This is a genomic window from Saccharothrix longispora (genome assembly GCF_030852425.1).
GTDB classification, from domain to species: Bacteria; Actinomycetota; Actinomycetes; order Mycobacteriales; family Pseudonocardiaceae; genus Actinosynnema; species Actinosynnema longispora.
Genome location: NZ_NSDM01000002.1, coordinates 303,876 through 330,475 on the forward strand (window position 1 = coordinate 303,876; position 26,600 = coordinate 330,475).

Genomic DNA, 26,600 nt, shown 5'->3' on the forward strand with positions numbered 1-26,600 from the left:
CTCACCTCGACGCGGGACGGGCGTCAGCGTTCCCAGGGGAACCGCTGCTCGGTCACGAACGCGGCCATCCGCTCGCGCACGGTGGCCGAGTCGAGCAGCCGGCGGAACTCGGCGACGGCGGTCCGCTCGACCTCGTCGGTGACGATCCACATGCGCCGGAAGTAGCGCTTGACGTCACCGACGGTGACCGGGTCGACCTTGCCCACCCGGAACACCAGCCGGCGCAGCAGCGGTTCGAACTCCTCCGCGCGCGACACGGCCTCGTCGACGAGGTTCCACCGCTGCGCGCGGTCGACGTCGACCGCGGTGGTGGTCAGGGTCATCGAGTAGGCGGCCTGGAAACCCGACCGCCGGATCAGGAACGGCGTGACGCAGGCGGGCAGCAGGCCCCACAGCGCCTCGGGCAGGCTGAACTGCGCCCGGGCCGTGGCGTGCACCAGGTCGCAGGCGGCGACGATGCCGACGCCGCCGCCGGTGACCCGGCCGTCGACCTGGGCCACGACCACCCTGGGCGTCTCGGTGAGCCGCCGCAGCACGCCCAGGAACTCGGCGCCGCCGCGCTCGGCGGGGCGGGCGCCCGGGTCGGCCGCCGAGGCCAGGTCCATGCCCGAGCAGAACACCCCGCCGGTCGCGCGCAGCACCACCACGCGGCAGCGCGGGTCGGCCTCGGCGGCGTCGAGCACCCGGTGCAGGTCGGCCAGCAGGTCGCCGGTGATGCTGTTCTGCTCGCCCGGCCGGTCGAGCACCGCCGTGCAGACCTCGCCGTCCAGGCTCGCCCGCACCGCGGGGGTGGTCGTCAGCTCCACCGGTACCCCCGGTGGAAGTCGCGGATCTCGTCGAGCACCAGCAGCCCCCGACCGGCGAAGCGGTCGTCGTAGACGTCCTGGTACTCCTTGGTGTCGAAGACGTGGTCGCGCACGCCGCTCATCCGGTGCGCGGCCCCGTCGACCAGCACCTCGTACTCGGGCATCTCCAGCGGCCTGCGGTCGGCGATGCGCCGGCCGACGCCGGCGGCGGCCAGCCGCGCCTTGGCCCCCGGCGGCACCACGCCGCTGTAGAACTCCGACGCGCACCCGGAGCCGTAGGAGAACATCCCGAGCCGGCTGGGCCGGTCGAACGCGCCGTGGTCGATGGTCGAGCACAGCGCCAGGTACAGCGCGGCGGAGTACACGTTGCCGACCTCGGCGCAGTACTCCAGGGAGCCCGCGACCCGCTCGGCGAAGTCCGCGTCGATCTCGGCGGCCGACAGCCCCGCGTGCCTGCGCACCAGCGTGCGGTGCGCGCCGCGGACCATGCCGGCGAACGGTGTGTGCAGCACCAGGTGGTCGAAGGTCGTCACGACGTCCGCGCCGACGACGCGCTCGGTGTAGTGGCGGTAGCTCTGCTCCAGGCACTCCAGGTAGGACAGCAGCGACAGGTCGGAGTCGCCCGCCTCCAGGTCCGGCCGGGGGCGCAGGGTGTCCATCACCTCGTGGCTGTAGTAGCCGTTGGCCCCGGCGTCGAGGGCGAGGACGTCGGCCCGCCGGCTGACCAGCATGGCCACCGCCCCCGCGCCCTGCGACGGCTCCCAGTAGGTGCCGCGGGCCGCCGCCATCGCCGCGTCGGCCGCGATGACCAGGGCTTTCACCTCGGGGTCGGGGTGGGTGCCGACGAACGCCGCGGCCATCTGGAGCGCCGCGGTGCCGCCGTAGCAGGCGTGCTTGACCTCGAACGAGCGGCAGCGCCTGGGCAGGCCGAGCGCCTCGTGGACGTAGGTGCTGATGGGCTTGCCGAAGTCCACGCCGGACTCGGTGCCGACGATCACCAGCTCGACCATCTCGCGCTCGTCCGGCGCCAGGGCGTCGACCAGCGGCTTGGCGGCGTTGACGGCGTTGGTCACGGCGTCCTCGCACGGCAGCCCGACGGACTTCCGCCGCATCATCAGGTTCTCGAACCGCCGCTGGTCGAGGTCGCGCGCCAGGAACAGCTCGCGCACCCCGACGCTGGTCCGGCCCACGTAGACGTCGATGGCCTCGATGCCCACCGCTGAGTCCGTCGTCACTGGCATGCCTCGCTCCGGTCGTCCTGGTCGGTGGCGGCGTCAGCTGCCGGCCGCGCCGGGGTAGTGCGGGATGAGCACGGTGTCGTGCAGGGAGCCGTCGAGGAACAGCGCGCCCCAGTCGCCGCCGCCCGCGTGGTCCGGCACGCGCTGCTTCGCCAGCAGCGCCCGGAGCTCGTCGTTGCCGGTCTCCTGCTCCAGGACGGCGCGGTAGTCGTCCAGGGTGCGCAGGTGGATCATCCAGTGGATGCGGTCCTGGGTGCCCCACTGCTCCTCGTAGAGGAAGACCGTGCAGCGCCCGGCCAGCTCGCGGTTGAGGTGCGCGCCCCACTCGAAGGCGAACTTGCGGCCCTGCTTGCGCAGCGCGTAGCGGACCTGGCCGGTGCGGTGCAGCACGACCCCGGCGTTGCCGCTGTGCAGCATGACGTCCCGGGACTGGTCGGTCTGGAACTGCGCGGGCGCGGCGAACAGGCCCTCGACGTCGTGGTCGTCGGCGTGGGTGAGGCCGTGCTGGGGCACGATGATGTGCTCCCGGAAGGACCCCTCGGCGAACATCCGCTCCCAGTTGCCGCCGCCGTCCTCGCTGAGCCGGTCGGCCTCGGCGATCTCCTGGTACTCGGCGTCGTGGTCGACCATCTCCAGCAGCCGGCCGTAGTCGTTGGGCGCCTTCATGTGGATCAGCCAGTGCAGCCGGTCCTGCACGCCGAACAGCTCCTCGTAGACGAGCGTCGTGGCGTACGGGTGCAGCGCCTTGTTGGTGCCGTCCTGGAGGTCCCGGGCGAACGACCGGGCCTGCCGGCGGAACCGGTAGTTCACCTGGCCGACGCGGTGGATGATCAGCCCGCTGTTGCCGGTGTGCAGCAGTTCGTCCACGGGGTCGGGGGTCTGCTCCTGCGCCGGCGGCACGAAGGTCCACGCCGTCATCGCCTGCTCCTCTCGAAGAGATGCCCCCGCGGCCGTTGTGCGGCAGGCGGAGCAGGACGCTAAGCACGCCGGGAACCGAGCGCCGCTCAAAGTTGTGCATCCGGGAAGACCAGGCAGGACGCAGGATTCGGGGCACGACGGGGAAGGCCGCAAACGGACCGTCGGGTCCGTTTGAGTTATGCTCCCGCCGTAGGCCCGCCCGCCGCGGGACGCTCGGTCGAGGCCCCCGGGGTCGGCCGGCAGAGACGAGCTCAGCAGAGGGAGTCCGGTTCCATGTCCCAGACGATGTCCTTCGACAAGGACGCCGACGACTACGACGCCTACCACGGCGGCCTGGAGCGGGGCCGCAAGGCCGCCGCCGACATCGCCCCGCACCTGGTGCCGGGCACCGTGCTGGAGGTGGGGGTCGGCACCGGTCTGGTCGCCTACGGCGTCCGCGAGCTCGGCCACCCGGTGGTGGGCGTCGACATCGCCCCCCAGATGGCCGCCCGCGCCGGGTACCGGCTCGACGGCATGGCCGTGCTGGGCACCGCCGAGAAGCTGCCGTTCGGCGACGACTCGCTGCCGAACGTGATCATGGTGCACCTGCTGCACGTGGTGGACGACATGAAGGCCACGCTGAGCGAGGCGGCCCGCGTGCTGGCCCCCGGCGGCAGGCTCGTGGCCGTGCACGGCGTGCCCGAGGCCGAGCCCGACGACATGGTGGCCGCCGCGGCGGCGCTGGACGTGCTCAAGCCCGAGGTGCCCGACACCCCGGAGAAGCTGCACGAGACGGCCGCCTCCCTCGGCCTGCGGCTGGTCACCACCGGCGGCGCGAACCCCTACGAGCTGGACATCACGCCGGAGGAGTACGCCGACAGCATCGCCGGGCGGGTGTGGTCCTACCTCAAGGACGTCGACGAGGACGACTGGGAGCGCCTGGTCGTGCCCACCGTGGCCGCCCTCCGCGCGCTGCCGGACCCGACGACCGCGCGCCACCAGGTGTGGCAGGTCCCCATCTCGGTCTTCACCCGGGACTGACCGCCCGGACCCCACCCGGGAGCACGGTCCGCCGACCGCCGGCGGGCCGGGTCCTCCCCTGCCCGAACCCCGGAGGAACCGTGTCCCAGGAATCCGCGCCCGAGGAACCCGTGACCGAGGACGTCACCCTGCCCGTGCTGCTGCGGGGCCTGGCCGCGACCGCGCCCGACGCCGTCGCGATCACCGTCGACCCGGACTCCACGCTGACCTTCGGCACGTGGGAGCGCCGCTCGCAGGCCGTCGCGCTGGAACTGCTGGCCCGCGGCCTCGAACGCGGCCGCCGGGTCGCGGTGTACTTCGGCGGCGACGAGTGGGTCGACTACGCGGTGGCCTACCTGGGCGTGCTCAAGGCGGGCGCGACGGCGGTGCACCTCAACGGCGGCATGACCGACGAGGAGCTGCTGCGCCGGCTCGACCAGTGCGACGCGGTCGGCTTCGTGCACGGCTCCGAGGCGCCCCGCCCGGTGCTGCTCGGCGACGGCCGCTGGAGCACGCCCGTCACCGAGCTGGAGACCGGCCGCACCGGTCCGACCGGCGTGGCGCCGCGCACCGGCGACATCGCCGACATCCTCTACACGACCGGCACCACGGGGTTGTCGAAGGCCGTCGCGTGCCCGCACGGCAACTACGTCTTCGGGCGCGGCCAGGCGACGATGGACCACATCGCGGCCGTCGACCACATGCTCGCCCCGATGCCCCTGGGCACGTCGACCAGCCAGGCCACGATCTGCTTCCCGATCCTGTCCGGCACACCGCTGCTGCTCAACGCCCCCGGCGACCCGGAGCGGTCCGCGGAGCTGATCGAGCGGCACCGGCTGGGCACGATCATGGTGCCGCCGCACGCCGCGATCCAGCTGGTGAACTCCGGCGCCGCGACCCGGCACGACCTGGGCTGCGTGGAGACCGTGGCCACGGCGTCGGCGGCCTTCCCGCCGGCCGTGGCGGAGGCCCTGCTGGCGGCGCTGCCGCAGGCCAGGCTGGCGACGTCCTACACGTCGATCGAGGCGGCGCCCGCCGTCGTGATCAACGTGTTCGACCCGGCCTCGCCGACCGCGCTCGGCGTGCCCGCGCACGGCACCGAGCTGAAGATCACCGACGACGACGGGGTGGAGCTGCCGAGGGGGGTCGTCGGCCACATCTGGCTGCGGTCGGCCGCGCCCAAGCGGCTCTACCTCGACCCCGAGCTGAACCGGGTGACCCACGTGGACGGGTGGACCCGGCTCGGCGACCTCGGGCACGTGGACGGGTCGGGCGTGCTGCACTTCTTCGACCGCGCGGTGGACGCGGTCCGCACCGCGCGGGGCCTGGTCTCGACGTTCGCCGTGGAGTCCGCGCTCTACGAGCACCCGTCCGTGCGGGAGGCCGCCGCCTACGGCGTCCCGGCCGACGACGGCGAGCGGGTGGTGGCGCTGGTCGTCACGGGCGACCCGGGCGTCGTCGCGGACCTGTCGGCGCGGGCCTCCGAGCGGGTCGGCGTCCCGGTGGAGGTCGAGCCGGTCGACGCGCTGCCCCGCAATTTCCTCGGCAAGGTCGTGAAGCGCGAGCTGCGCGCGCGACCGGCCGGCACCCCACGGCCCGCGACCGCGGGTGACGCCCCGAAAGGAAGTGAACGACCGATGAGCATCGAGTCGGCCCTGCTGGAACTGCTGCGCTGCCCCCACGACACCGGGACCCCGCTGACGGCGGAGGGCGAGGAGCTGGCGTGCTCGTCGTGCGGCCGCCGGTACCCGGTCGTGGACGGCGTCCCGGTGCTGCTGCCGGTGGCGGGCTGACCGCCGCACCCGGCACCCTGGACACGTCGACGACCCGGACCACCAGCACGGGGGGCAGCATGGCCGGCAAGGCCGAACGCGGTGCCGCGCGTTCCCGCACGGACGCGGTCCGCAACCAGCGGCTGCTCGTCGAGGCCGCGGGCCGGGCGTTCGCCCGGTCCGGCCTCCAGGTCCCGGTGTCGACGGTGGTCGACGAGGTCGGCCTCGGCAAGGGCACGGCGTTCCGGTGCTTCCGCACCAAGGAGGACCTGGTGGCCGCGGTGGTCGCGGCCCGCCTGTCCGAACTGGCGGCCGAGGCCGCTCCGCCGGCCGACGGCGAGTCACCCGCGGCGGCCCTGCTGCGGTTCCTGGAGCGGTACGTGGAACTGCTCGTGGCGGATCGCGGGGTGGCGGAGGCGCTGGGCGACCCGGTGCGGGCGCACCCGGAGATCCGGACCGCGATGACGGCGGTGGTCGAGGCCGTCGACTCGGTCGTCGGACCGGCCCGCGAGGCCGGCCGGCTGCGCGCGGGCGTGACGGCGGTGGACGTGGTGGTGCTGGCGGGCGCGGTGGCCGGGACCGCGCGCCAGTTGGGCGCCCTCGGGCCCGACGCCTGGCGGCGCTACCTGCGCGTCGTCGTGGACGGGCTGCGCTCGGGCGCCGGCCTGCCCGCTGACGGACTGCCCGGTGACGAGCTGCCCGGACCGGCCCCCACCGCCGCCGACCTCGACACCGCGATGCGCTCCGCCCGCTGAGGGACCGCCCGGCGGTCCACGTCGTTCCCCCGGTGCGCTGTTCTGCGCAGCCCCGGAGGCGTCCCCTCCTGGAGGATCGACCGGCAGCACCCTTAAGCGGACCCGCCGGTCCGCTTAACTGCTACGGTGAATCCCCCGTCTCTCCAGGAGTTCAGCAATGACCGCATCTCCGGGTCTTGACAGCCAGCCCGCCTCCGGAGGAGGCGCGTCCGGGAACCGCTGGCTCGTCCTCGTCATCGTCTGCCTGGCCTACTTCGTCGTCGCGCTGGACGCCACCGTGGTGAACGTGGCGCTGCCGTCGATCGAGCGCGAGCTGGGCATGACGCCCGCCGCGCTCCAGTGGGTCGTGAACGCCTACGCGCTCGTCTTCGGCGGCTTCCTGCTGCTCGGCGGCCGGCTCGCCGACCTCGTCGGCCGCAAGACCGTGTTCATCGCTGGTGTCGTGCTGTTCACCGTCGCCTCGGCGCTGAGCGGCCTCGCCACCTCGGCGGAGGTCCTCACCATCGGGCGCGGCCTCCAGGGCCTCGGCGGCGCGCTGATCGCGCCCTCGGCCCTGTCGATCCTGACGACCGCGTTCAACGACCCGTCCGAGCGGACCAAGGCGCTGGGCGTCTGGAGCGCCATCGGCGCCGGCGGCAGCGCGTTCGGCCTGCTGATCGGCGGCCTGCTGACGGGTCTGCTGTCGTGGCACTGGATCTTCTTCATCAACGTGCCGTTCGGCGTGACGGCCCTGGTGCTCGCGATGCGCGCGGTGTCGAACTCGCGCGAGGAGCTGCCGCACCGGAGCTTCGACCTCGCGGGCGCGCTGACCGTGACCGGTGGTCTCGTGCTGCTCGTGTGGACGCTGAGCAACGCGCAGGCGTGGGGCTGGACCTCGCCCGTCGTGCTGGGCCTGCTCGGGCTCGGCGTGGCCCTGCTGGTGGCGTTCGCGGTCATCGAGTCGCGCAGCAGGTTCCCGCTGATGCGCCTGAGCGTGCTGCGCATCCGCACGCTGGCCGTGGCCAACGCGACGCTGATCTTCCTGACCTCCGGCATCTTCACGATGTTCTTCTTCTCCGCGCTGTACCTCCAGGGCATCCTGGGCTACGGCCCCATCAAGGGCGGTCTGGCGTTCCTGCCCGCCGCGATGGGCGTGATGGTCGGCGCCACCGTCGCGGACGCCCTGACGCGCAAGATCGGCCACGTCGTCACCGGTGCGGGCGGTCTCGGCCTGGCCACGGTCGGCATGCTGCTGCTGTCGCGCATCACGGCGCAGTCGACCTACGCCGCGGACCTGCTGCCCGGCCTGCTGTGCCTGTCGATCGGTCTGGGCATCGCCTTCGTGCCGATCACGTTCCTGGCGACGTCCGGCGTCCCCGAGGCGGACTCGGGCCTCGCGTCGGGCATCTACCAGACCGTGCAGCAGATCGGTGGCGCGATCGGCCTGGCGGTGCTGGCCGTGCTGGCGGCCAACCGCACCGAGGAGGCCCTCGGCGGCCCCTCGCCGCTGCCGCTGCCCGACGCGCAGGTCGCCGGGTTCAACGTGGCCTTCGTCGGCGGCGCGGTGCTGCTCGCGGTGGGCGCGGTGGTGTTCGCGGCCCTGCTGCGCAAGCGCCACGTCGCGCCGCTCGTGGCCGAGGCCGAGGCGGCCAAGGCCGCCGACGGGAAGCCCGGCGACGGGAAGGCCGCCGACGCGCAGCCCGCCGACGGGGAGCCCGCGGAGCGGGGAACGCGGACCGGCGAGCCCGCCTGATCGGAGCGGTGCCGGTGCCCGCCGCGCGGCGGGCACCGGCACCGCGTCACGAGCCGGGCCGCAGCGGGACGCGCTCCACCGCCAGCCGCTCCAACAGGTCCACCGCGTGGTCGGGGCCCGGCAGCTCCGCCATCTCGGCGCGGGCCTTCTCGATGTCGGCGCGCATGGCCTGGTCGCCCAGGACGCCGAGCACGGCGGACCGCACCTCACCGGGGGTGGTGGTGGCCGCGTCCAGCGCCCTGGTCAGGCCGAGCGCGGCGAACCGGCGGGCGTTGTCGTGGTCGTCGGTCAGCAGCGGGATGCTGACCTGGGGCAGACCGGTGACCATCGCCCCCGTCATCGTGTTGAAACCGCCGTGGTTCACCACCGCCGAGCACCGCGAGAGCAGCAGCGACTGCGGCAGGTAGCGCTCGACGTGGACGTTCGCCGGCCGCGGCCCCAGGTCGGCGGGGTCGCGGTCGTGGCCGACGGTGGCGACCACGTCGGCGTCGAGGTCGGCCAGGCCGTCGAGGACCGTCCCCATCAGCCCGGGGTAGGCGCCGGGGTAGAAGCGGATCGCCACGGTGCCGAACGACACGTACACCAGTGGCCGCTCCCCCAGGTGCTCCAGGTGCGGCGGCAGCCGCTGGTCGCCCAGGTTGTCGAACAGGCCGTCCCGCAGGTGGTGGGTGATCGGGGGCATCGGCCGGGCGGGGTCGAGCAGGCGCGGCAGCGCGAAGCACAGGTGCAGGTACCGGTGCAGCATGCCCACGCCGTCCCCCGGCGGCAGGCCGACCCCGTCGCGCAGCCGGTCCATCTCCTCGGCGATGTCGCCCATCAGCGGCGTCGTGTCGTAGAGCGGCGTGATGTCGACCGAGGCGCACGGGACGTCGAGCAGCTCGCCGACGGCCGCGGCGGCGGGCTCGTAGCTGTCGCGCACCAGGACGTCCGGCCGCCACTCCCGGCAGATCGGGACCAGGTCCGCCGCGGTGCGCCGGGCGCGCACGCCGTACATCACGCGGGCGATGGCGAGCCGGTCCATCTCCACGCCCGGCACCAGGCCCTTCGCCCCCGCCTTCAGGGCGGTGAACTCCTCGTCGCCGTCCCCGTCGCGGCTCAGCCCGGCGGCGAAGCCGGCGAACCCGAGGGAGCGCACGTCGTCGAGGAGGTTGGCGGCGCAGGCGAACGCGACCTCGTGGCCGCGGTCGCGCAGCGCGGTGGCGAGCGGGACGAGGGGGTGCAGGTGACCGGACGTCGGGGTTGAGGTGAACAGGACACGCATGGCGACTCCTTCACGGGAACCGGAGCCTGTGTTCTACGCCGCCCGGCGCCCGCCGGTCGTGCCACAAGTGAGCACGCCCGGCGGGGGTGTTGGGCCGGCGGTCGCAGTGGTGTGCGCCTTCCGGGGCCGAAGTCCGCAGGTAATGTGAATAAATTACGCATTAGCACCCGCGGTGAGGTATTCACCCACAAGATCACCTGTTACGCATGGTGGAGTCCGCTCCCCCGACTCCCCCGGAGACGAGATCCATGCGCGCACCACGGGCCCTGTTCCCCGTACTGGCGGCGCTCTTCGCCACCGCGGTCCTCGCCGCGCCGGCGCAGGCGGCGCCCCTGGCGGGCAAGTACGTCGCCATCGGCGACTCGTACACCACCGCCCCCGGCACCCGCACCTACGACGACCCCAACCACGCCTGCCGACGCGGGCCGCTGACCTACCCCCGCCTGTGGGCGGCGTCCCACCCGTCGGTGGCGTTCGTGGAGGCCGCCTGCTCCGGCGCCAAGACCGCCGACGTGCTCACCGACCAGGTCCCGCTGCTGACGGCGGACACCACGCTGGTCACCATCCAGGTCGGCGGCAACGACGTCGGCTTCGTCGACGTGCTCACCAACTGCATCCTCACCATCGACGACCGCGACTGCGTCAACGGCGTGGAGCTGGCCAAGCAGGCGGCCAACGCCTACCTGTCCCCCGCGCTGGCCCAGGTGTACGCGGCGGTGCGGGCGAAGGCCCCGTCGGCGCGGGTCATCGTGGTCGGCTACCCCCGCATCTACACGATCCGGGGCAACTGCGGCATCTTCGGCCTCAGCGACACCGAGCGCAACGCGCTGAACTCGGCCGCCGACACCCTGGCGGCGGTCATGGCGCAGCGCGCCGCCGAGGCGGGCTTCACATTCCTCGACGCCCGGCCGATCTTCGACCCGCACACCCTGTGCTCCAGCGGCACCAAGTGGTTGACCAGCCTGGAGTGGGACAAGATCAACGAGTCGTACCACCCGAACGCCGCGGGCCACCGCGACGGCTACTACGCCGCCCTCAACTCGCTGACCGCGGGGGTGCGGGGCGTGGCCTGACGGACGTCGGCGGGGCGCCCGCGCGCGGCGGGCGCCCCGTTCCGCGTCAGGCACCGGGGGCCGCCGGGACCAGCAACTGGGTGGCGGCCAGCTCCCGGTACAGCTCGTCCCGCTCGACCAGCTCGTCGTGCGTGCCCTGGGCCCGCACCGCGCCGTGCTCCAGCACCACGATCCGGTCGGCGTCGGTCACCGTGGACAGCCGGTGCGCGATCAGGATGACCGTGCAGCCGCGCGCGACCTGCTCCACCGCCTCGCGCAGCGCGTTCTCGTTGCGGGCGTCGAGCTGGGCGGTGGCCTCGTCGAGCAGCAGCACGCGGGGTTTGCGCAGCAGCGCCCGCGCGATGGCCAACCGCTGGCGCTCGCCGCCGGACAGCGTCACGCCGCGCGCGCCGACCTCGGTGTCCAGGCCCGCGTCGAGCCGGTCGACGAACCCGAGCAGCCGGGTCACCCGCAGCGCCTCCACGATGTCCTCGGCGGCGGCGTCCGGGGCGGCGTAGAGCAGGTTCTCCCGCAGGGTGCCCGCCATGACCGGCGAGTCCTGCTCCACGTAGGCGATGAGGCGGCGCAGTTCGGCGCGCGGCGTGGTCGAGATGTCGACGCCGCCCACCCGGATCGTGCCCGCGGTCGGCTCGTAGAACCGTTGCAGCAGCGCGAACATCGTCGTCTTGCCCGCGCCGGACAGGCCGACCAGGGCGGTGCGCGTGCCGGGCGCCGCGGTCCAGGAGACACCGCGCAGCGCGGGGCCGCGACCGGGGTAGGCGAACTCGACGCCGTCGAACTCCACCGCGGGCGCCGGACCGCGCGGTGCGGCCACGACGAGGTCCACGTCCTCCTCCACGGGCATCCGCCGCACCTCGTCGATCCGGCCGACCGCGCCCAGGCCCTGCTGGAGCATCCCCATGCCGGCGGCGAGCGAGCCGATCGGCGAGGCCAGGTAGAACACGTAGAGCAGGAACGCGATCAGCTCCGGCGCGGTCATCTCCCCCGCCGCGACCAGCGCCCCGCCCACACCGAGCACGCCCAGGAACGCGCCCTGGATCGCCACTCCGGTGAGCACCTTGACCACGGCCGCGTAGCGCGCGCCGACCAGCCCGGCGGCGTGCGCCTCGTCCACGGCCGCGCCGGCCAGCGCGGTCTCGCGGGCCTCGGCGCCGTTGGCCTTGACCGTGCGGGCCGCGCCGAGCGCCCGGTCCAGCGCCGCGCCGACCGCGCCCACGGCCGCCTGCGCCCGCGCCACGGCGAGCCGGATGCGGGGCAGCACCACCAGCAGCACCAGGGCGACCGCGACGATCACGCCGGCGGTGACGGCGAGCAGCCCGAGGTGCACCACGCCCATCAGCACGACCGCGCCGAGCGTGGTCAGCAGGCCGTTGGCGACCAGCACCAGCCCCTCGGTGGCGGCGTTCTGGAGCAGGGTGCTGTCGGACGTCACCCGGGCGGTCAGGTCGCCGGGCGGGCGGCGGTCCAGCTCGGGCACGCGCAACCGGACCAGCCGGAACACCAGGTCGCGGCGGACCTGGCGGACGACGTGCTCGGCGGTGCGCTGCTGCCACCACGACTGCACCCCGGTCAGCGCCGCGCCGAGCACCACCAGCCCGGCCAGCAGCAGCACCGGCTCCAGCACGGACCCGCCGGTGCCCAGGGCCTCCAGCACGTCCCGCGCCACCAGCGGCTGCACCAGCCCGGACGCGCCGGCCGCGAGCACCAGGAGCAGGCTGCCGGCCAGCACGGCGCGGTGCGGGCGGGCGTGGTCGAGCAGCACCCGGAGGGGACCGGGCGCGGGACTGGTCGTCATGGTGCTCCCCAAGGCGGTAGCCGAATCGGGCAGGGGCAGGGCTCGGGCGGTGGCGGGCTCAGGCGGTGGCGGGCGTGCGCGCGGCCACCGCGACCAGGTGGTCGGCGGCGGCGGGCGCGCCGCCGGCGGCGCGGAACGACCGGGCGAGCGCCCGCGCGGCGTCGAGGTGGCCGGACGCGGGGTCGAGCACCGCGTCCAGGGCCGCGCCCAGCGCGTCGGCGGTGACCCGGCCGAAGCGCACCCGCACGCCCGCACCCGCCGCGACGACCTGCGCCGCCACCACCGGCTGGTCGTCGCGGATGGGCGCGAGCACGAGCGGCACACCGTGCCACAGGGACTCGCACACCGTGTTGTGCCCGGAGTGGCACACCACGGCGGCGCAGCGGGCCAGCAGGTCCCACTGCGGCACGTGCGGCAGCACCAGCGCGCCGGGCACGTCGCCCAGCACGCCGCCGGGGTCCGCCACGACGCCCTGCACGTGCGGTCGGGCGGCCAGCGCGGCCACCGCCTCGCGCAGGAACCGGGCGCCCGCGTCGACGTTGGCGGTGCCCAGGCTGACCAGCACCGCGCGGCGGTCCGGGTCGAGCCGGTCCCAGGGGAAGCCGACCGGCGGCCGGGACGTGACGGCCGGGCCGACCAGCCGCACGCCGTCGGGCAGGGGCACGTCCCCGACGAGGTCGCGGGTGGTGAACGCGACCACGCCGGCGGGCGGGTGGCGCGGGTCGTGCACGGCGGCGGGGTCGCCGATCCGGCGGCGCAGGTCGGTGAGCAGGTCGGTGAGCCAGGCGGCGACCTTGGGCAGCCCGGCCAGCGGGTCGACCAGCTCGGCGGAGGTGCTGGCCGAGGTCGCGCACGGCACGCCGAGGCGTTCGGCGACCAGCGAGCCGGCGACCGCGTGCTGGTCGGCCACGACGAGGTCGGGCCGCTCCCGCTCGACCGCGGCGGCCACGCCGGGGGCCATGGCGTCGGCCAGCGGCACGAAGAAGTCCCGCCACAGGAACCGGAACGCGGCCGGGCCGGTCAGCTCCGGCGGCCGGTGCAGCAGGTCGGTGGGCGGCAGGGCGCAGTCGTGCACCCGCGCGCCCGGTCCGAGCAACCGGCGCAGCAGCTCGGCGTGCCCGGCCCAGGCGACGTCGTGGCCGCGCCCGGTCAGCTCCGCCGCGACCGCCGCGAGCGGGTTGACGTGGCCGACCAGCGGGGGCACGACGAACAGGAAGCGGCTCACCGGGGCGCCACCGCCGGGGCGTGGTGGGCGCGCACCCAGTCCAGCAGCAGCTCACGCGTCTCGTGCGGCCGTTCCACCAGCACCGAGTGGCCCTGGTCGGGCAGCACGACGGTGCGGCAGTCGGCGAGCGCGGCCTCCAGCCCCGGCGCCTGCTCGCACAGGCCGGACTCGTCGCCGAACACGGCCAGCAGCGGTCGGGTGAGCGCGCTCAGGTCGTCGTCGACCACCCGGCTGCGCGGCACGTCCTCGGCCAGGGTGGTGGTCTGGAGGATGCGGCTCGCGCCCCGGGACAGCTTCGCGGTGTGCGCGCCGTGGTTGGCCTCGATCCAGCCGATGACCTCCTCGCGCGCCAGGCGGTCCCGGGCGTCGGCGAGGCCGTCGGCCATGTGCCGGGTCCACGCGGCCACCGGCGGCTCGGACTCGATCATGGTGACGGTGGCGACCAACCCGGGGTGCCAGGCGGCCAGGCCGGCCGCGACCGTGCCGCCGAAGGAGTTGCCGACCACGTGCGCGGGCCGGGTCTCGCCGAGGGCGTCGAGCAGGTGCGCGAGGTCGTCGACGAAGTGCTCCAGCCGGTAGCCGGTGGCCGGGCGGTCGCTGCGGCCGTGGCCGCGCAGGTCGTACATGACCACGTCCGCGCCGGCCGCCGCGACCTGCGGGCCGACGGTGAAGTAGTAGCTGGCCAGGCTGTCGGTGAGCAGACCGTGCACGAACACCACCAGCGGCGCGGTCGGGTCGCCGCCGGCGGCGGGCAGCCGCTGCACGTGCGTGGTGACGTCACCGGTGCGGAGCTTGGCCATCACGCGGCCCGCAGCGAGGCGACCACGTGGTCGACCAGCTCGCCGACGGTGAGGCCGATGATCTCGTCCAGCTCCAGGTCGGCGACGAACTCGGCGAAGTTGACCCGGTCGCCGTAGTGCTCGCGCAGCGACGCCGAGAGCGTCACCAGGTCGATGCTCTCCAGCTCCAGGTCGCCGTGGAAGGTGGAGTCGCGGGTGATGTCGGCGTCCGGCAGGCCGTGCTCCTCCAGCAGCTCGCGCAGCATCCCGGTGATGTCGGCGAGCACGGTGGTCGGGTCCGCGGTCGTGTCGGTGTTCATGATCCCTCTCCTGGTTGCTGCGCGGTCCACGCGACCACGTACTCCCGTGCGGGCAGGCCGGGCGGGTTGGCGGTGGTCCGCACCCGCACGACGTGCTCGCGGCCCCCGGCGGCGACGAGCAGGTGGTCGTCGTCCTCGGCCACCACCCGGCCCGGCGCGGCGACGAGCTTGGCGACCGCGGCGAGCGCGGCCTCGTGCCGGGAGCCGCCTTCGCGCGCACCGCCTTCCCGGACCTCGATGGCGCACGGGCCGCGCCGGGCGATGGCGACGCCGATCTCGGCGTGGTGGGCGAGGTCCACGTGGACGCCGGTCACGTCGCGCCCGTGCACGCCCCGCAGCCGCGGCCGGCCCCCGACGTCGTCGACCGCGACCTCGGCGGGGTAGACGTCGCCCTCGCCCTCGCGCCACAGCAGCGCGCGGGCGGCGTCCTTGGCGGCGATGCGGCCGAGCAGCCAGCCACGCTTCCCGTTCGGCGGGCGGGTGTCGTAGGCGGTGCGCTCGGCACCGCCCAGGACGTTGCGCATGACCAGCTCGCGGGTGGCCAGGTCGGGCCAGCGCTCGTGCACCTCGGCCCAGCCCTCGTCGTGCAGGGTGGACAGGGTGTGCGCGCCGGGGAACCGGTCCACCGCGCGGATGCCGGGGTCGGTGTCGAAGCGGCGGTCGGTCCAGCCGGTGATCTCCACCCAGACCCGGTCGCCGAGGGACAGCTGGACGTCGGCGGTGACCTCGGTGCCGGTGACGGCGGTGATCCGGACGTGGCAGTGCAGCTCGGCGTGCGCCGGGGGCTGCGGGCCGTGGAACGCGATGCGGTCGAAGCGGACCGGGAACACGGTGGTGCGGTCCGGCAGGACGGCCATCACCCAGTAGCCGAACAGCTGGCCGACGTTGTCCAGCAGCGCGCCGGGCGTGGGCAGGGCGGCCAGGGTGCCGCGCACGTGCCGCTCGCCGATCGCGGTCAGCCCGGTGACGCCCTGGAACAGGGGGCCGTGGAACATCCAGCGCTCGTCGTAGAGCTGGTGGGCGCGCAGGTCGGGCGCGCGCTCGGGTTCGTCGACGGGCCAGCGCGGCGGCGGTGGCGGGTAGTGGTCGGCGAGCGTGACGGTGGCCTGGGAGAAACCGGTCAGGCCCACCTCGACCTCGGTGGGGGTGCGGCGGTGGACGGTGACCGGGATGTCCGCGGCGGGTGTGGCGGTGATCCACTTGAGCAGCCGCACGTCGTGCGCGGCGGTGGCGCGGGCGCCGGGGGCCGCGTGCTCGGCGATGGACATCAGGTGCGCGACGACCGTGGTGGCGGGGACGACCGGCCAGCGGTCGGCGTCGTCGGGCCAGCCGGGGCGCTGGCGGAAGAAGCAGTGGTCGCGCAGGTACGGCATGTCGGCCAGGTCGATCCGCAGCACCCGCGGGGCGGTGACCGCCGGAGGGGCCGGGGCGGCGGTGCGGACCGCGGTGGCGGCGCGGGCGGTGAGCAGGTCGGCCGCCAGCCCGGCGGTGTCCCGCAGCAGCGCGGACAGCTCCGCGGCGAGCGGGTCGCGGGTGAGGCCGGCCAGGGTGTCCGGGACGGCGGACGGGGCGGTGGGCAGGGTGATCCGCTCGGCCGCGGGCAGGGTCACCAGCGCGTTGCCCAGCTCCAGGCGGGTCCGGGTGGTCCCGGTGGCGCGCGGCAGCAGGGGGCCGGCGTCGGCGGGGCGGCCGTGCACCCACAGGGCGGTCACCACGCGCCGCAGCTGGGCCAGGCCGCCGTGCGCGGAGACCACCAGGTGCTCCTCGTCGGCCAGGGTGTCGCCGACCAGCGATCCGAGCTGGCCCGCGCCGAGCTGCACGAACGTGCGGAACCCGGCGGCGTGCAGGGCCCGCGTCAGGGGCCGGAAGCGGACCGGTTCGAGCAGGTGGCGGACGAACAGCCGGCGCACCGCGTCCGGGTCGTCCGGGAACGGGGCGGCGGTGGTCGCCGACCACACCGGCGTCGTCGGCCGGTGCAGGGCGTAGCGCTGGGCGGCCTCGCGGATCGGGGCCAGGTAGGGCGCGAGCATCGGCGTGTGGAACCCGGACCGGAACGGCAGCACGCGGCTGATCACCGCCTCCGCCCGGAACCGGCGCACCACCGCGTCGACCTCCGCCTCCGGGCCGCACACCATGGCCTGGTTGGGGGCGTTGTCGTGGGAGAGCACCACGTCCGGGTGGTCGGCGAGCGCGGCGGTGACGCGGTCGGCGGACGTGCCGACGACCGCGAACACCAGGCCGGGCACGCGTAGCGCCTCGGGGTCGAACGCGGCGAGGAAGGCGTCCACCTCGTCGGCGGCGTGGATGCCGCCCGCGGCCATCGCGGTCCACTCCCCCACGCTGTGCCCGGCGACCGCGTCGGGCACGACGCCGAGCCGCCGCAGCGCCGCGTCGAGCAGCCGGCCGACCTGGAACACGGCCGCGCCGTGCCGGCCGACGTCGCCGACGCGCACGTCGCCCTGGGTCCAGGGCAGCCCGAACCGGGCGGCGACGTCGGCGACCCGCGGTTCGAACTCGGCCTCCAGGCCGGGGAACAGGAACGCGGTGCGCCCGCCGAGCGGCGCGGGGCTGAACCACACGTCGCCGCGCCCGCGCCACGGCACGCCCCTGGCCACGGCCTTGCGCGCCAGGGCCAGCTTGCGCGGGGTCGGGTCGACGATCCCCAGCCGCACGGGTTCGCGCACGTCGGCGCGCTCGTCCAGGCCGGCGGGGTCGTCGGTGATCAGGTCCAGCAGCGCGGCGGGGGTCGCGGCGGCCAGCCGCAGCACCGCGGTCGGCTCGCGAACCACGACCGGGGTGGCGCGGGTGGCGGGTTCGCGCAGCACGACGTGGGCGTTGATGCCGCCGAACCCGAACGCGTTGACCCCGGCGCGGCGGGGCGCGCCGCTGTCCGGGCGCTCCCACGGCACGGCCCGCGCCAGCGGCGCGAAGCGGGTGTCGGCGAGCGCCGGGTGCGGGTCGTCGCAGTGCAGGGTGGGCGGCAGCACGCGGTGGTGCAGGGCGAGCGCGGCCTTGACCAGCCCGGCGACGCCCGCGGCGGGCATGGTGTGGCCGATCATCGACTTGACCGAGCCCAGGGCGGCGCGCGGTCCGGTCGCCGGGCCGAACACCTCGGCCAGCGTGCGCAGCTCGGCCCCGTCGCCCGCCGGGGTGCCGGTGCCGTGCGCCTCCAGCAGGCCGAGCGCGTCGGGGTCGCGCGGGTCGAGGCCCGCCGCCTCCCACGCCTGCCGCACGGCGCGCGCCTGGCCGCCGGGGTCGGGGTTGAGCAGGCTCGCCGACCGGCCGTCGCTGGCCACGCCGGTGCCGTCGACCACCGCGTAGACCCGGTCGCCGTCGCGCTCGGCGTCGGCCAGCCGCTTGAGCACGACCACGCCGGTGCCCTCGCCGATCAGCACGCCGTCCGCGTCCCGGTGGAACGGCCGGATGCGCCCGCTGCGCGACAGCGCGCCGAGCTGGCTGAACACGCTCCACAGCGTGATGTCGTGGCAGTGGTGCACGCCGCCCGCGAGGACGACGTCGCACCGGCCGCCGTCCAGCTCGCGCACCGCGTGGTCCACGGCCACCAGCGACGACGCGCACGCCGCGTCCACCGTGTAGGCGGGGCCGCGCAGGTCGAGCCGGTTGGCGACGCGGGAGGCGGCGAGGTTGGGCACCAGGCCGATGGCCGACTCGGGGGCCTCGGGGCCCAGTTGGTCGGCGAACGCGGCCCGCACCCGCTCCAGCCGGTCGTCGTCCAGCTCGGGCACGAGGTCGCGCAGCGTGCGCACGACCTGGTTGGCGGTGCGGACGCGCTGGTCCAGCCGCACCAGGCCGGGCGTGAGGTAGCCACCGCGCCCGAGGATCACGCCGACGCGCCGCCGGTCCCCCGGCAGCACGGCGTCGCCGCCCGCGTCGGCCACCGCGTCCGCCGCCACCTGCAACGCGATCAGCTGGTCGGGTTCGGTGCCGGGCACGGACGCGGGCATCACGCCGAACCCGGCCGCGTCCACCGACGCCTCGACGAACCCGCCGCGCCGCGTGTAGACGCGGTCGGCGCGGTGTTCGGCGGGGTCGTGGAACCGGGCGTCCCACCGGTCGGCGGGCACGTCGGTGATGGCGTCCACGCCGCCGGAGATGTTGCGCCAGAACGCGTCCAGGTCGGGCGCGCCCGGGAACAACACCGCCATGCCGACGATGGCGACCGGCGTCACCGGGGTCACCAGCCGGACGCGGAGCTGACGACGGCGTGCACGTCGGCCGGTCCCCAGGCCAGTTCGCGCAGCAGGCTGAGCGGCCCCTCCTCGGGGTCGATCAGCGCGACGCCGCGCGCGGCGTAGGAGCGGGCCAGCTCGGGCGAGACCATGCCGCCGCCCGCCCACGGTCCCCAGTGGACGGTCAGGCCGCGGCGTCCGGGCCGGGACCAGCGGCGGCCCAGCTCCTCCAGCGCGTCGTTGGCGGCGGCGTAGTCGCACTGGCCCCGGTTGCCCAGGGCGGCGGCGATGCTGCCGAACAGCACCGCGTAGCGGGGTCCGGCGGGTAGCGCGTCGACCGCGTCGAGCAGGGTGCGCGCACCGTCCACCTTGGTGCCGAACACGCGCCGGAACGACTCGACCGACTTGTCCGCCACCAGCTTGTCCTCGATCACGCCCGCCGCGTACACCACGGCGTCGAGCCGGCCGTGCTCGTCGTGCACCCGCTTCACGGTGGCGCGCACCGCTTCCGCGTCGAGCACGTCCACCGCGTGGTAGCGGGCGAGGTCGCCCAGGTCGGCCAGCGTGGTGCGGACCTCGCGCTCGGCGAGGGCCGCGGACACCGCCCGCTCGACCTCGGCGGGCGAGGTCAGGCCGCGGGCGAGGAACGCGGCGCGCAGCCCGGCCCGGTCGGTCGCGGCCGCCAGGTCGGGTTCCTCCGGGCCGAGCGGCGCGGGGGTGCGGCCGAGCAGTTCCAGCCGGCAGCGGCCCGCCGCCGCGAGGGTGCGGGCGAACCGGGCGGTGATGCCGCGCGCGCCGCCGGCGAGCAGCACCACGGCGTCGCGGTCCAGCCCGGCGGCCTCGGCCTCCGCCGCGCCGTCGCCGGCGGGTCCGGCGCCCGCGGCGGCCACCGGTCCGAGGTCGGTCTCGGTCAGCCGCAGGCCGCGCCGCGTGCCGGGGCCGGCGAGCACGACGGGTTCATGGTCGGCTGCGGCGAGTTCGGCGAGCAGCGCGGCGGCCACCGCGTCCGGTCCGGCGTCGGCCGGGACCTCGACGAGCGTGGTGGCCAGGTCCGGGTACTCGCGGTCCAGGGTGCGGAAGAACCCGCGCAGCCCGGTCGCGGCGCCGACCTCGCGCCGGTCCACGGCGAGCAGGCCGCGCGGTCCGGCCGCGAGCAGGGACTGGATGTTCGGGAACTCCTCGGGCAGCAGCGACTCGTCGGCGTCGAGCGCGCCCAGGTGGACCACGAACGCGCCCGCGACCTCCAGGCCGATCTCGACGCCGGCGGCGATCAGCGCGGAGGTCACGGCCTCGTCCGGCGCGCCGACGACCACGACCCGGGTGCCGCGCGCGTCCGAGGTGGGCGCGGGGAGGTCGTGCTCCCGGAACACCAGCCGCCGCGGGGCGACGACCAGCGGCGCGGCCTCCGGTTCGACGGCTCCCGGTTCGACGGCGGCGGGTGCGGCGGACTCGGCGGGTCCGGGCGCTCCCCCGCGACGCTGCTCGATCAGGTCGGCGATGGCGGCGGCGGTGCGGGCGGCGCTGAGCGCCTCCAGGGCCTCGCCCGCGCCCGCGTCGAGCCCGAGGCGGGTGGCGATCTCGCCCGCGATCTCGGCGCGCTTGATCGAGTCGACGCTGAGGTCGGCCTCCAGGTCCAGGTCGGGTTCGACCATCTCCACCGGGTAGCCGGTGCGCTCGGCCACCACCTCGACCACGGTCCGCAGCACGTCCGCGGCGACCGGCTCCGGCGTCGCGACCGGGACGGCTTCGACCACCGGCGCGGCGACCGCCCGCACCACCGCGGGCGCGACGGGCGGTGCCGCCACCACCGTGCCGACCGCCCCGGTCGCGCCGAAGTAGGTCATCAGCACGTCGCGCTGAGCGGCGATCATCTCGCGGCTGGTGCGCAGGAAGTCGGCGACCAGCGCGTCGGAGGACGCGGGGGTGACGGGGTGTTGGGACACGATCGGCTCCGTGATGCGTCGGGCGGGGCGCAGCGCGCCGGGCTGGATGGCGCCGTCCGCGCGCCGCACGAGGTGGCCGTCGACGGTCCACCCCGGCGTCGCGGGCACGGCGGACGGGTCCGCGGCGTCCCGGCCGCGCACCAGCGGGCCGGTCCGCACGTCCACCCCGGCGACCGCGAGCCGCGCCAGGGCGGTGAGGAGACCGGGCAGGCCCTCGCCGAGGTGCACCACCCGGTGCGGGCGGTCGCCGAGCACGGCGGGCACCAGGCCGCTGAGCACGCGACCGGGACCGACCTCGACGAACACGCGCACGCCGGCGTCGTGCATGGCCAGGACCTGCTCGGCGAAGCGGACGGGCGCGCCGATCTGCGCGGCCAGCCCGTCGCGCACGGCGTCGGCGGTGGCCGGGTAGGTCGCGGCGGTGCGGTTGGCCCACACCGGCAGGGACGGCGCGCGCAGCGGCATCGCGTCGAGCACCCGCCGGAACGCCTCGCCCGCGCCCGCCACCAGCGGGCTGTGGAACGCGCACGCCACCGGCAGCGGCTTGGCCGGGTGCCCGGCGTCGCGCAGCGCCCGCACGGCGGCGGCGACGGCGTCGGTGGGCCCGGACACGACGGTCTGCTTCGGCGAGTTCCGGTTGGCCGCGACCACGGGCAGGTCGGCGGCGGCCAGCACGCCCTCGACCTCGTCGGCCGGGGCGGTCACGGCGGCCATCGCGCCGGGGTCGCCGTCGCGGACCTGCGCCAGGATCGCCTCGGCGCGGGCGGCGCTGGCGGCGAGCAGGTCGGCCGGGTCGAACACACCGGCGGCGGCCAGCGCGACCAGTTCGCCGTAGCTGTGGCCGGCCACCGCGTCCGGCCGCACGCCGACCGACGCGAGCAGGTCGGTGGCGGCGAGTTCGACCACGCCGAGGGCGGGCTGCGCGACGGCCGTGTCGGTGATCCGGGCCCGCTGCGCGGCCTCGGCGGCCGGGTCGAACGCGGCGGGCGGGTAGAGCGCGTCGGCCCACCGCGCGCCCAGCTCCAGGTACCGGCGCAGCTCGGGGAACGCCACGAGCAGGTCGGCCAGCATCCCCGGCCGCTGGCTGCCCTGGCCCGGGTAGAGGAACGCGACGGCCCCGGTCCCGGCCACGTCGGCGGTGAACACGCCGTCCCCGGCGCCGCCGGAGACGGCGAGCCGCAGCCGTTCCCGCAGCTGCGCCACGTCGCCGGCCACCACGGCGAGCCACACCCGGTCACCGCGCAGCGCGGCCACGTCGGCCCTGGTCGCCGCACCGCGGGCGAAGTCGCGCAGGCGCGCCGCCGGCGTCGCCTCGACCTGGTCCAGCACCGCGGCGGCGGCACGCGCGGCGGCGGCCGGGTCGGTCCCCCGGAACAGGAACAGCTCCGCCGGCCACCGGTCCAGCGCGTGCGCGGCGGGCGCCTGGTCGTGGGCGCGCAGCACCACGTGGAAGTTCGTGCCGCCGAACCCGAACGCGCTGACCCCGGCGACCCGTTCGGCGGGTGGCGCGACCCACGGCCTCGCGGCGGTGTGGAAGGCGAACGGGCTGCGCTCCGGCTCCCACGCCGGGTTCGGCTCGCTCAGGTGCAGGGTCGGGGGGCGCACGCCGTGGTGCACGGCCAGCGCCGCCTTGATCAGCCCGGCGAGCCCCGCGGCGCACTTGGTGTGCCCGATCTGGGACTTCACCGAGCCCAGCGCGCACGACCCGGCCTCCGCGCCCGCCTCGGTGAACACCTCGGTGAGGGTGCGCAGCTCGGTCCGGTCGCCGACCACGGTGCCGGTGCCGTGCGCCTCGACCAGCCCGACCCGGGCGGGTGACACGCCGGCCATCCGGTAGGCCCGCTCCAGCGCGGCGCGCTGCCCCTCGGGGCGCGGCGCGGTCAGGCCGAGCGCCCGGCCGTCGCTGGCGCTGCCGACGCCGTCGACCACCGCGTACACCCGGTCGCCGTCGCGCAGCGCGTCGTCGAGGCGCTTGAGCACCACGCACGCCACGCCCTCGCCGAGCGCGATGCCGTCGGCCGACCGGTCGAAGGTGGCCGAGCGACCGCTGGGCGAGAGGGCGTGCACGGAGGAGAACAGCAGGTAGTCGTTGATGCCGTTGTGGAGGTCCGCGCCACCGGCCACGACCAGGTCGCTGGTGCCGGCGACGAGTTCCTTGCAGGCCACGTCGACGGCGGTCAGCGACGACGCGCACGCCGCGTCCACGGTGTAGTTCGCGCCGCCGAGGTCGAGCCGGTTGGCCACGCGGCCCGCGATGACGTTGGCGAGCATGCCGGGGAACGAGTCCTCGGTGAGCCGGGGCAGCTGGGCGTCCAGCTCGGGCGGCAGGGCTCCGGTGTAGGCGGGCAGCACGGTGCGCAGGGTGGTGGCGTTGGACAGGTCGCTGCCGGACTCCGCGCCGAACACGACGGACGTGCGGCGGTGGTCCGCGGCGGTGTGCGGGTAGCCCGCGTCCTCCAGCGCCCGGCGCGCGGTCTCCAGCGCGAGCAGCTGCACGGGTTCGATCGCGCCGAGGGACGCGGGCGGGATGCCGTAGGCCAGCGGGTCGAACGGGATGCGCGGCAGGAACCCGCCCCAGCGCGACGGGGTGCGCTCGCCGGTGCCGTCGGGGTCGTAGTACAGCTCCTGGTCCCACCGCTCGGCCGGGACCTCGGTGACGCTGTCCGCGCCGGAGAGCACGTTGGCCCAGAACGAGGCCAGGTCGGTCGCGCCGGGGAACACGCAGGCCATGCCGATGATCGCGACCCGCAGCGGCGCGGGCTCCGGCTCCGGCTCGGGCGCGACGAGGGCGGCGCGCAGCGCGGTGAGCCGGTCCGCGAGCCACCGGCCGGCCGCCGCGCCGACGGAGTGGTGCAGCCGGGCGATCGTGGTGACGGCGTCGCGCAGCACGCTCACGTCGCCGGCCATGAACATGCCCTCGGCGGCCTGGCGCTCCACCGGCACGGGTCGCAGGTCGTCGCCGACCCGCTCGACGCCCTTGCTGGCCACGCGCAGGCGGCCGACGTTGAAGCGCTCCAGGCGTTCCCACGCCTCGCGGTCGGGCACGCCGGCGGCGCGCAGGTCGTCGCGCAGCGCGGCGAAGTCCCCGGTGAAGCCGCTGCGCACGCACCGGGTGGCGTGGCCGGGGGCGGTCTCCAGCAGGTCGGTGCGGTCGGCGTCGACGACGTGCCGCTGGAACACGGGGCCGATCGCCCCGGTGCCCACGGCCTCCTCGGTGAACAGGTAGGCGGTGCCCATGAGCACGCCGACGCCCGCACCGGCGCGCGCGAGGGGCGCGGCGAGCGCGGCCACCATGGCGGCCGAGCGCTCGTCGTGCACGCCGCCCGCGAACAGGACGGTCAGCTCCCCGGCCTCGCCACCGGCGGCGAGGTGGTCGAGCAGGACGTCCACCTGGGACTCCCACAGCGGGAAGCTGTGGCGGGGGCCGACGTGGCCGCCGCACTCGGCTCCCTCGAAGACGAACTTCCGCGCGCCGGCGGCGAGGAACTGGCGCAGCAGGCCGGGAGAGGGCACGTGCAGGAACGCCGAGACGCCCGCGGCCTCCAGGTCGGCGGCCTGTGCGGGGCGCCCGCCCGCGATGATCGCGTGGGTGGGCCGGACCTCCTTGACCACGGCGAGCTGGGCGGCGCGCACGTCCTCGGCGGCGAAGCCGAGCACGCCCACGCCCCACGGCCGGTCGCCGAGCTCGTCGCGGGTGCGGGTGAGCAGGTCGCGGGTCTGCCCGGGGCCGGACAGCGCCAGCGCCAGGAACGGCAGGCCGCCGCCGTCCGCGACGGCCGCGGCGAACCCGGGGCGGTCGCTGACGCGGGTCATGGGGCCCTGGACGACCGGCAGCGCCGTGCCGAGGTGCCGCGCGCCGGTGGAGCCGGGCCCGAGCACGCGCACGGCGGCGTCGTCGGCGATCGCGGCCAGCACCGCGTCCCGCACGCCGCGGATGGCCGCGCCGGCCGTGGGCCAGCGGCGGGCGAACGCGGAGGCGAGCGCCACGTCCTGGCCGACGGGCGGGAACTGGGTGCGCAGGTCGGGGCCCAGCCAGTGGGGTTCGCCCCGACCGGCGACGTCGTCGGCGGGCAGCTCGGGCACGCCCGGACCGCGCCGCTTGAGCACCCGGTGGCCGTGGTGCAGCACGGTTTCCGAGCCGTCGAGGCCGTCCAGCGCGGCGGTCAGCTCCACCGGCAGCCCGGCGTCGGCGAACAGGGCGAGCTGGGTGTCCAGCACGACGCCCGCCGCGCCGCCGGCGACGGCCGCGGCGGCGGTGTGCGGGCCGATGCCGCCGGCCGCCCACACGGGCACGTCGACCGCGGCCAGGACCTGTTGCAGCAGCACGAACGTGCTCAACCCGCCGACCCGGCCGCCCGCCTCGCGACCGCGCACGACCAGGCCCGCCGCGCCGGAGTCGACGGCGGCGCGGGCCTCGGCGAGGTCGACGACCTCGACCAGCACCCGCCGGTCGGGGAAGTCGCGGGCGGTGCGCGCCGGGTCTGCCAGCAGCACGGTGTCCGCGGCGTCCGGCAGGTCGGGCACCGCGCAGCCCGGCCGGACGCGGACGCCGAACCGCCCGGTGGTCCACCGGGCGGTTCGGTCCAGCACGTCGGTCGCGGCGCGTAAGTCGCCCGCGGGCAGTTCCAGCACGCCGAGCGCGCCCGCACGGGCCGCGGCCGCGGTCAGCCGGGGCGCCGGGTGGTGGATCGGGTCGACCGCGACGACCAGCTCGGAGACATCCATCCGTTCCGCAACTCCCTATCGACACGAGCCGGCCGGCGATGACGTCGAGTAGTCAAGGGAGTGCGGTACGTCGCGTCAACGCCCCGAACCTTCGCTCGTGGCGCGCGTTAACGTGAATGGACGCCGAACGGGTGCTTTCCCACGCGACGGCGATCACCAGCCAGTTCACCGTGTGGATGCGAAAACACTTCACGGACGGTCGCAGGGGCGTTACCCGGCGGACACGGATGCATCGTGCGTGGAACAAATAGTGTGTTCGAGATCACAACCGTTCGGCGGCACGGCCGCGAGCCCGGTCGTACGCCGCACCGCACCGCCGGACGGACCCGCTGCCTTCGGGGGGTGGACAGCCACCTTACCGAGCGGTAGCAGCCGCGCGGACGGCCGCGCGGCCCGTCCTGCGCGGGATCAGCCGCGGAACTCCGGGTTGATCCAGTAGGTGCTGTCGCCGCGGTTCTCGGTGGGGAAACCACCGCCTTCGCCGTGGTGCAGCACGCCCGCGCCCACCGGAGCGGTGAACGGGCCGTGCGTCACCGGGGCGGTGTAGTAGCCCGGCGAGGTCAGGTAGCCCCCGTACGGGGTGTAGTAGGAGATCACGTACTCGCGGCCGGCCTCGACCGGCACCGGGGTGGCGAAGAAGATCTCCGCCATGCGACCGGGGTGGGTCCAGGCGCGTTCGGCCAGCAGGGCGCCGTCCCGCCACAGGCGCAGCGTGATCGGCCCCCGGTAGGGGCCGCGCAGCAGGGAGGCGCCGAGGACGTGGCCGGGCCGGTCGAAGACGGTCCTCAACCCGACCTCGGTGGGCCGCACGTCCTCGGCGGCGACCTCCGGCGCGGGCCGGGTGACGAACTCGCAGCCCTCCGCGCAGGAGACGGTCCGCGGACCGGGCGGCGATTCGGGCGTCGGGGCGGCGGGCGCGTCGGCGGGTGCGGCGTGGTGGGCGGGGACGCGGTCCGGTGCGGGGTCGTCGTACGCCCGGGCGGAGCCGGACAGGACCAGGGCCGCGACGGCGGTGGTCGCGAGCAGCCTGGGTAAGCGGGACATGCGGACTCCTCTGGAGCGGCGGGCG

The 26,600-nt window shown here is 75.8% G+C and carries 16 protein-coding genes; 5 read left to right on the top strand and 11 right to left on the bottom strand.

All coding sequences use genetic code 11. The features are described 5' to 3' along the window. Positions 1 to 23 precede the first annotated feature (23 nt). The 3 genes from CKY47_RS06490 to CKY47_RS06500 are packed head-to-tail and all read right to left on the bottom strand — an operon-like array spanning position 24 to position 2,962. Positions 24 to 806 carry an enoyl-CoA hydratase-related protein gene (locus tag CKY47_RS06490; RefSeq protein ID WP_306744734.1) on the bottom strand — a complete coding sequence of 261 codons (783 nt, stop codon included), beginning with the start codon at positions 804 to 806 and terminating at the stop codon, positions 24 to 26. Continuing rightward, on the bottom strand, positions 797 to 2,047 hold the full coding sequence (locus CKY47_RS06495) for a hydroxymethylglutaryl-CoA synthase family protein (protein WP_306744735.1): 1,251 nt from the start codon (positions 2,045 to 2,047) through the stop codon (positions 797 to 799). The genes CKY47_RS06490 and CKY47_RS06495 overlap by 10 nt, the downstream gene beginning before the upstream one ends. A 33-nt stretch (positions 2,048 to 2,080) precedes the next feature. Continuing rightward, positions 2,081 to 2,962 (bottom strand): DUF6039 family protein, encoded by an 882-nt coding sequence (locus CKY47_RS06500; protein WP_306744736.1) that lies wholly within the window; start codon positions 2,960 to 2,962, stop codon positions 2,081 to 2,083. Positions 2,963 to 3,235: 273 nt separating this feature from the next. Here CKY47_RS06500 and CKY47_RS06505 point away from each other — a divergent pair, with 273 nt between their 5' ends. The 4 genes from CKY47_RS06505 (at position 3,236) to CKY47_RS06520 (ending at position 8,220) form a co-directional block, all read left to right on the top strand. Further along, a complete protein-coding gene (locus tag CKY47_RS06505; RefSeq protein WP_306744737.1) occupies positions 3,236 to 3,982 on the top strand; it encodes a class I SAM-dependent methyltransferase in 747 nt (248 codons plus the stop codon). 80 nt (positions 3,983 to 4,062) lie between these two features. Further along, complete coding sequence (locus CKY47_RS06510) at positions 4,063 to 5,754, top strand: AMP-binding protein (RefSeq protein ID WP_306744738.1); 1,692 nt, start codon at positions 4,063 to 4,065, stop codon at positions 5,752 to 5,754. Then, positions 5,685 to 6,488 (top strand): TetR/AcrR family transcriptional regulator, encoded by an 804-nt coding sequence (locus tag CKY47_RS06515; protein ID WP_306744739.1) that lies wholly within the window; start codon positions 5,685 to 5,687, stop codon positions 6,486 to 6,488. Before CKY47_RS06510 ends, CKY47_RS06515 begins: the two co-directional genes overlap by 70 nt. Positions 6,489 to 6,645: 157 nt before the next feature. Further along, a complete protein-coding gene (locus CKY47_RS06520) occupies positions 6,646 to 8,220 on the top strand; it encodes an MFS transporter (RefSeq protein ID WP_306744740.1) in 1,575 nt (524 codons plus the stop codon). Positions 8,221 to 8,266: 46 nt separating this feature from the next. Here the strand turns inward: CKY47_RS06520 and CKY47_RS06525 are convergent, their stop codons facing one another. Next, positions 8,267 to 9,481 (bottom strand): glycosyltransferase, encoded by a 1,215-nt coding sequence (locus tag CKY47_RS06525; RefSeq protein ID WP_306744741.1) that lies wholly within the window; start codon positions 9,479 to 9,481, stop codon positions 8,267 to 8,269. 248 nt (positions 9,482 to 9,729) lie between these two features. Between CKY47_RS06525 and CKY47_RS06530 the strand changes: the two genes are divergently transcribed. Beyond that, on the top strand, positions 9,730 to 10,554 hold the full coding sequence (locus CKY47_RS06530; protein WP_306744742.1) for an SGNH/GDSL hydrolase family protein: 825 nt from the start codon (positions 9,730 to 9,732) through the stop codon (positions 10,552 to 10,554). 46 nt (positions 10,555 to 10,600) lie between these two features. Here CKY47_RS06530 and CKY47_RS06535 read toward each other — a convergent pair whose 3' ends face one another. The 7 genes from CKY47_RS06535 to CKY47_RS06565 form a co-directional block, all read right to left on the bottom strand. Beyond that, on the bottom strand, positions 10,601 to 12,349 hold the full coding sequence (locus CKY47_RS06535; RefSeq protein ID WP_306744743.1) for an ABC transporter ATP-binding protein: 1,749 nt from the start codon (positions 12,347 to 12,349) through the stop codon (positions 10,601 to 10,603). A 58-nt stretch (positions 12,350 to 12,407) separates the two neighbouring features. After that, positions 12,408 to 13,574, bottom strand: a complete 1,167-nt coding sequence (locus CKY47_RS06540; protein WP_306744744.1) for a glycosyltransferase — start codon at positions 13,572 to 13,574, stop codon at positions 12,408 to 12,410. Further along, a complete protein-coding gene (locus CKY47_RS06545; RefSeq protein WP_306744745.1) occupies positions 13,571 to 14,374 on the bottom strand; it encodes an alpha/beta fold hydrolase in 804 nt (267 codons plus the stop codon). The genes CKY47_RS06540 and CKY47_RS06545 overlap by 4 nt, the downstream gene beginning before the upstream one ends. Then, positions 14,374 to 14,673 (bottom strand): acyl carrier protein, encoded by a 300-nt coding sequence (locus CKY47_RS06550; RefSeq protein ID WP_306744746.1) that lies wholly within the window; start codon positions 14,671 to 14,673, stop codon positions 14,374 to 14,376. Before CKY47_RS06550 ends, CKY47_RS06545 begins: the two co-directional genes overlap by 1 nt. Further along, complete coding sequence (locus CKY47_RS06555; protein WP_306744747.1) at positions 14,670 to 18,872, bottom strand: beta-ketoacyl synthase N-terminal-like domain-containing protein; 4,203 nt, start codon at positions 18,870 to 18,872, stop codon at positions 14,670 to 14,672. Before CKY47_RS06555 ends, CKY47_RS06550 begins: the two co-directional genes overlap by 4 nt. After that, positions 18,869 to 25,531: an SDR family NAD(P)-dependent oxidoreductase gene (locus tag CKY47_RS06560; protein WP_306744748.1), complete on the bottom strand. Its 6,663-nt coding sequence runs from the start codon at positions 25,529 to 25,531 to the stop codon at positions 18,869 to 18,871. Before CKY47_RS06560 ends, CKY47_RS06555 begins: the two co-directional genes overlap by 4 nt. 408 nt (positions 25,532 to 25,939) lie before the next feature. Continuing rightward, positions 25,940 to 26,575: a DUF4082 domain-containing protein gene (locus tag CKY47_RS06565; protein ID WP_306744749.1), complete on the bottom strand. Its 636-nt coding sequence runs from the start codon at positions 26,573 to 26,575 to the stop codon at positions 25,940 to 25,942. Positions 26,576 to 26,600: the final 25 nt, after the last annotated feature.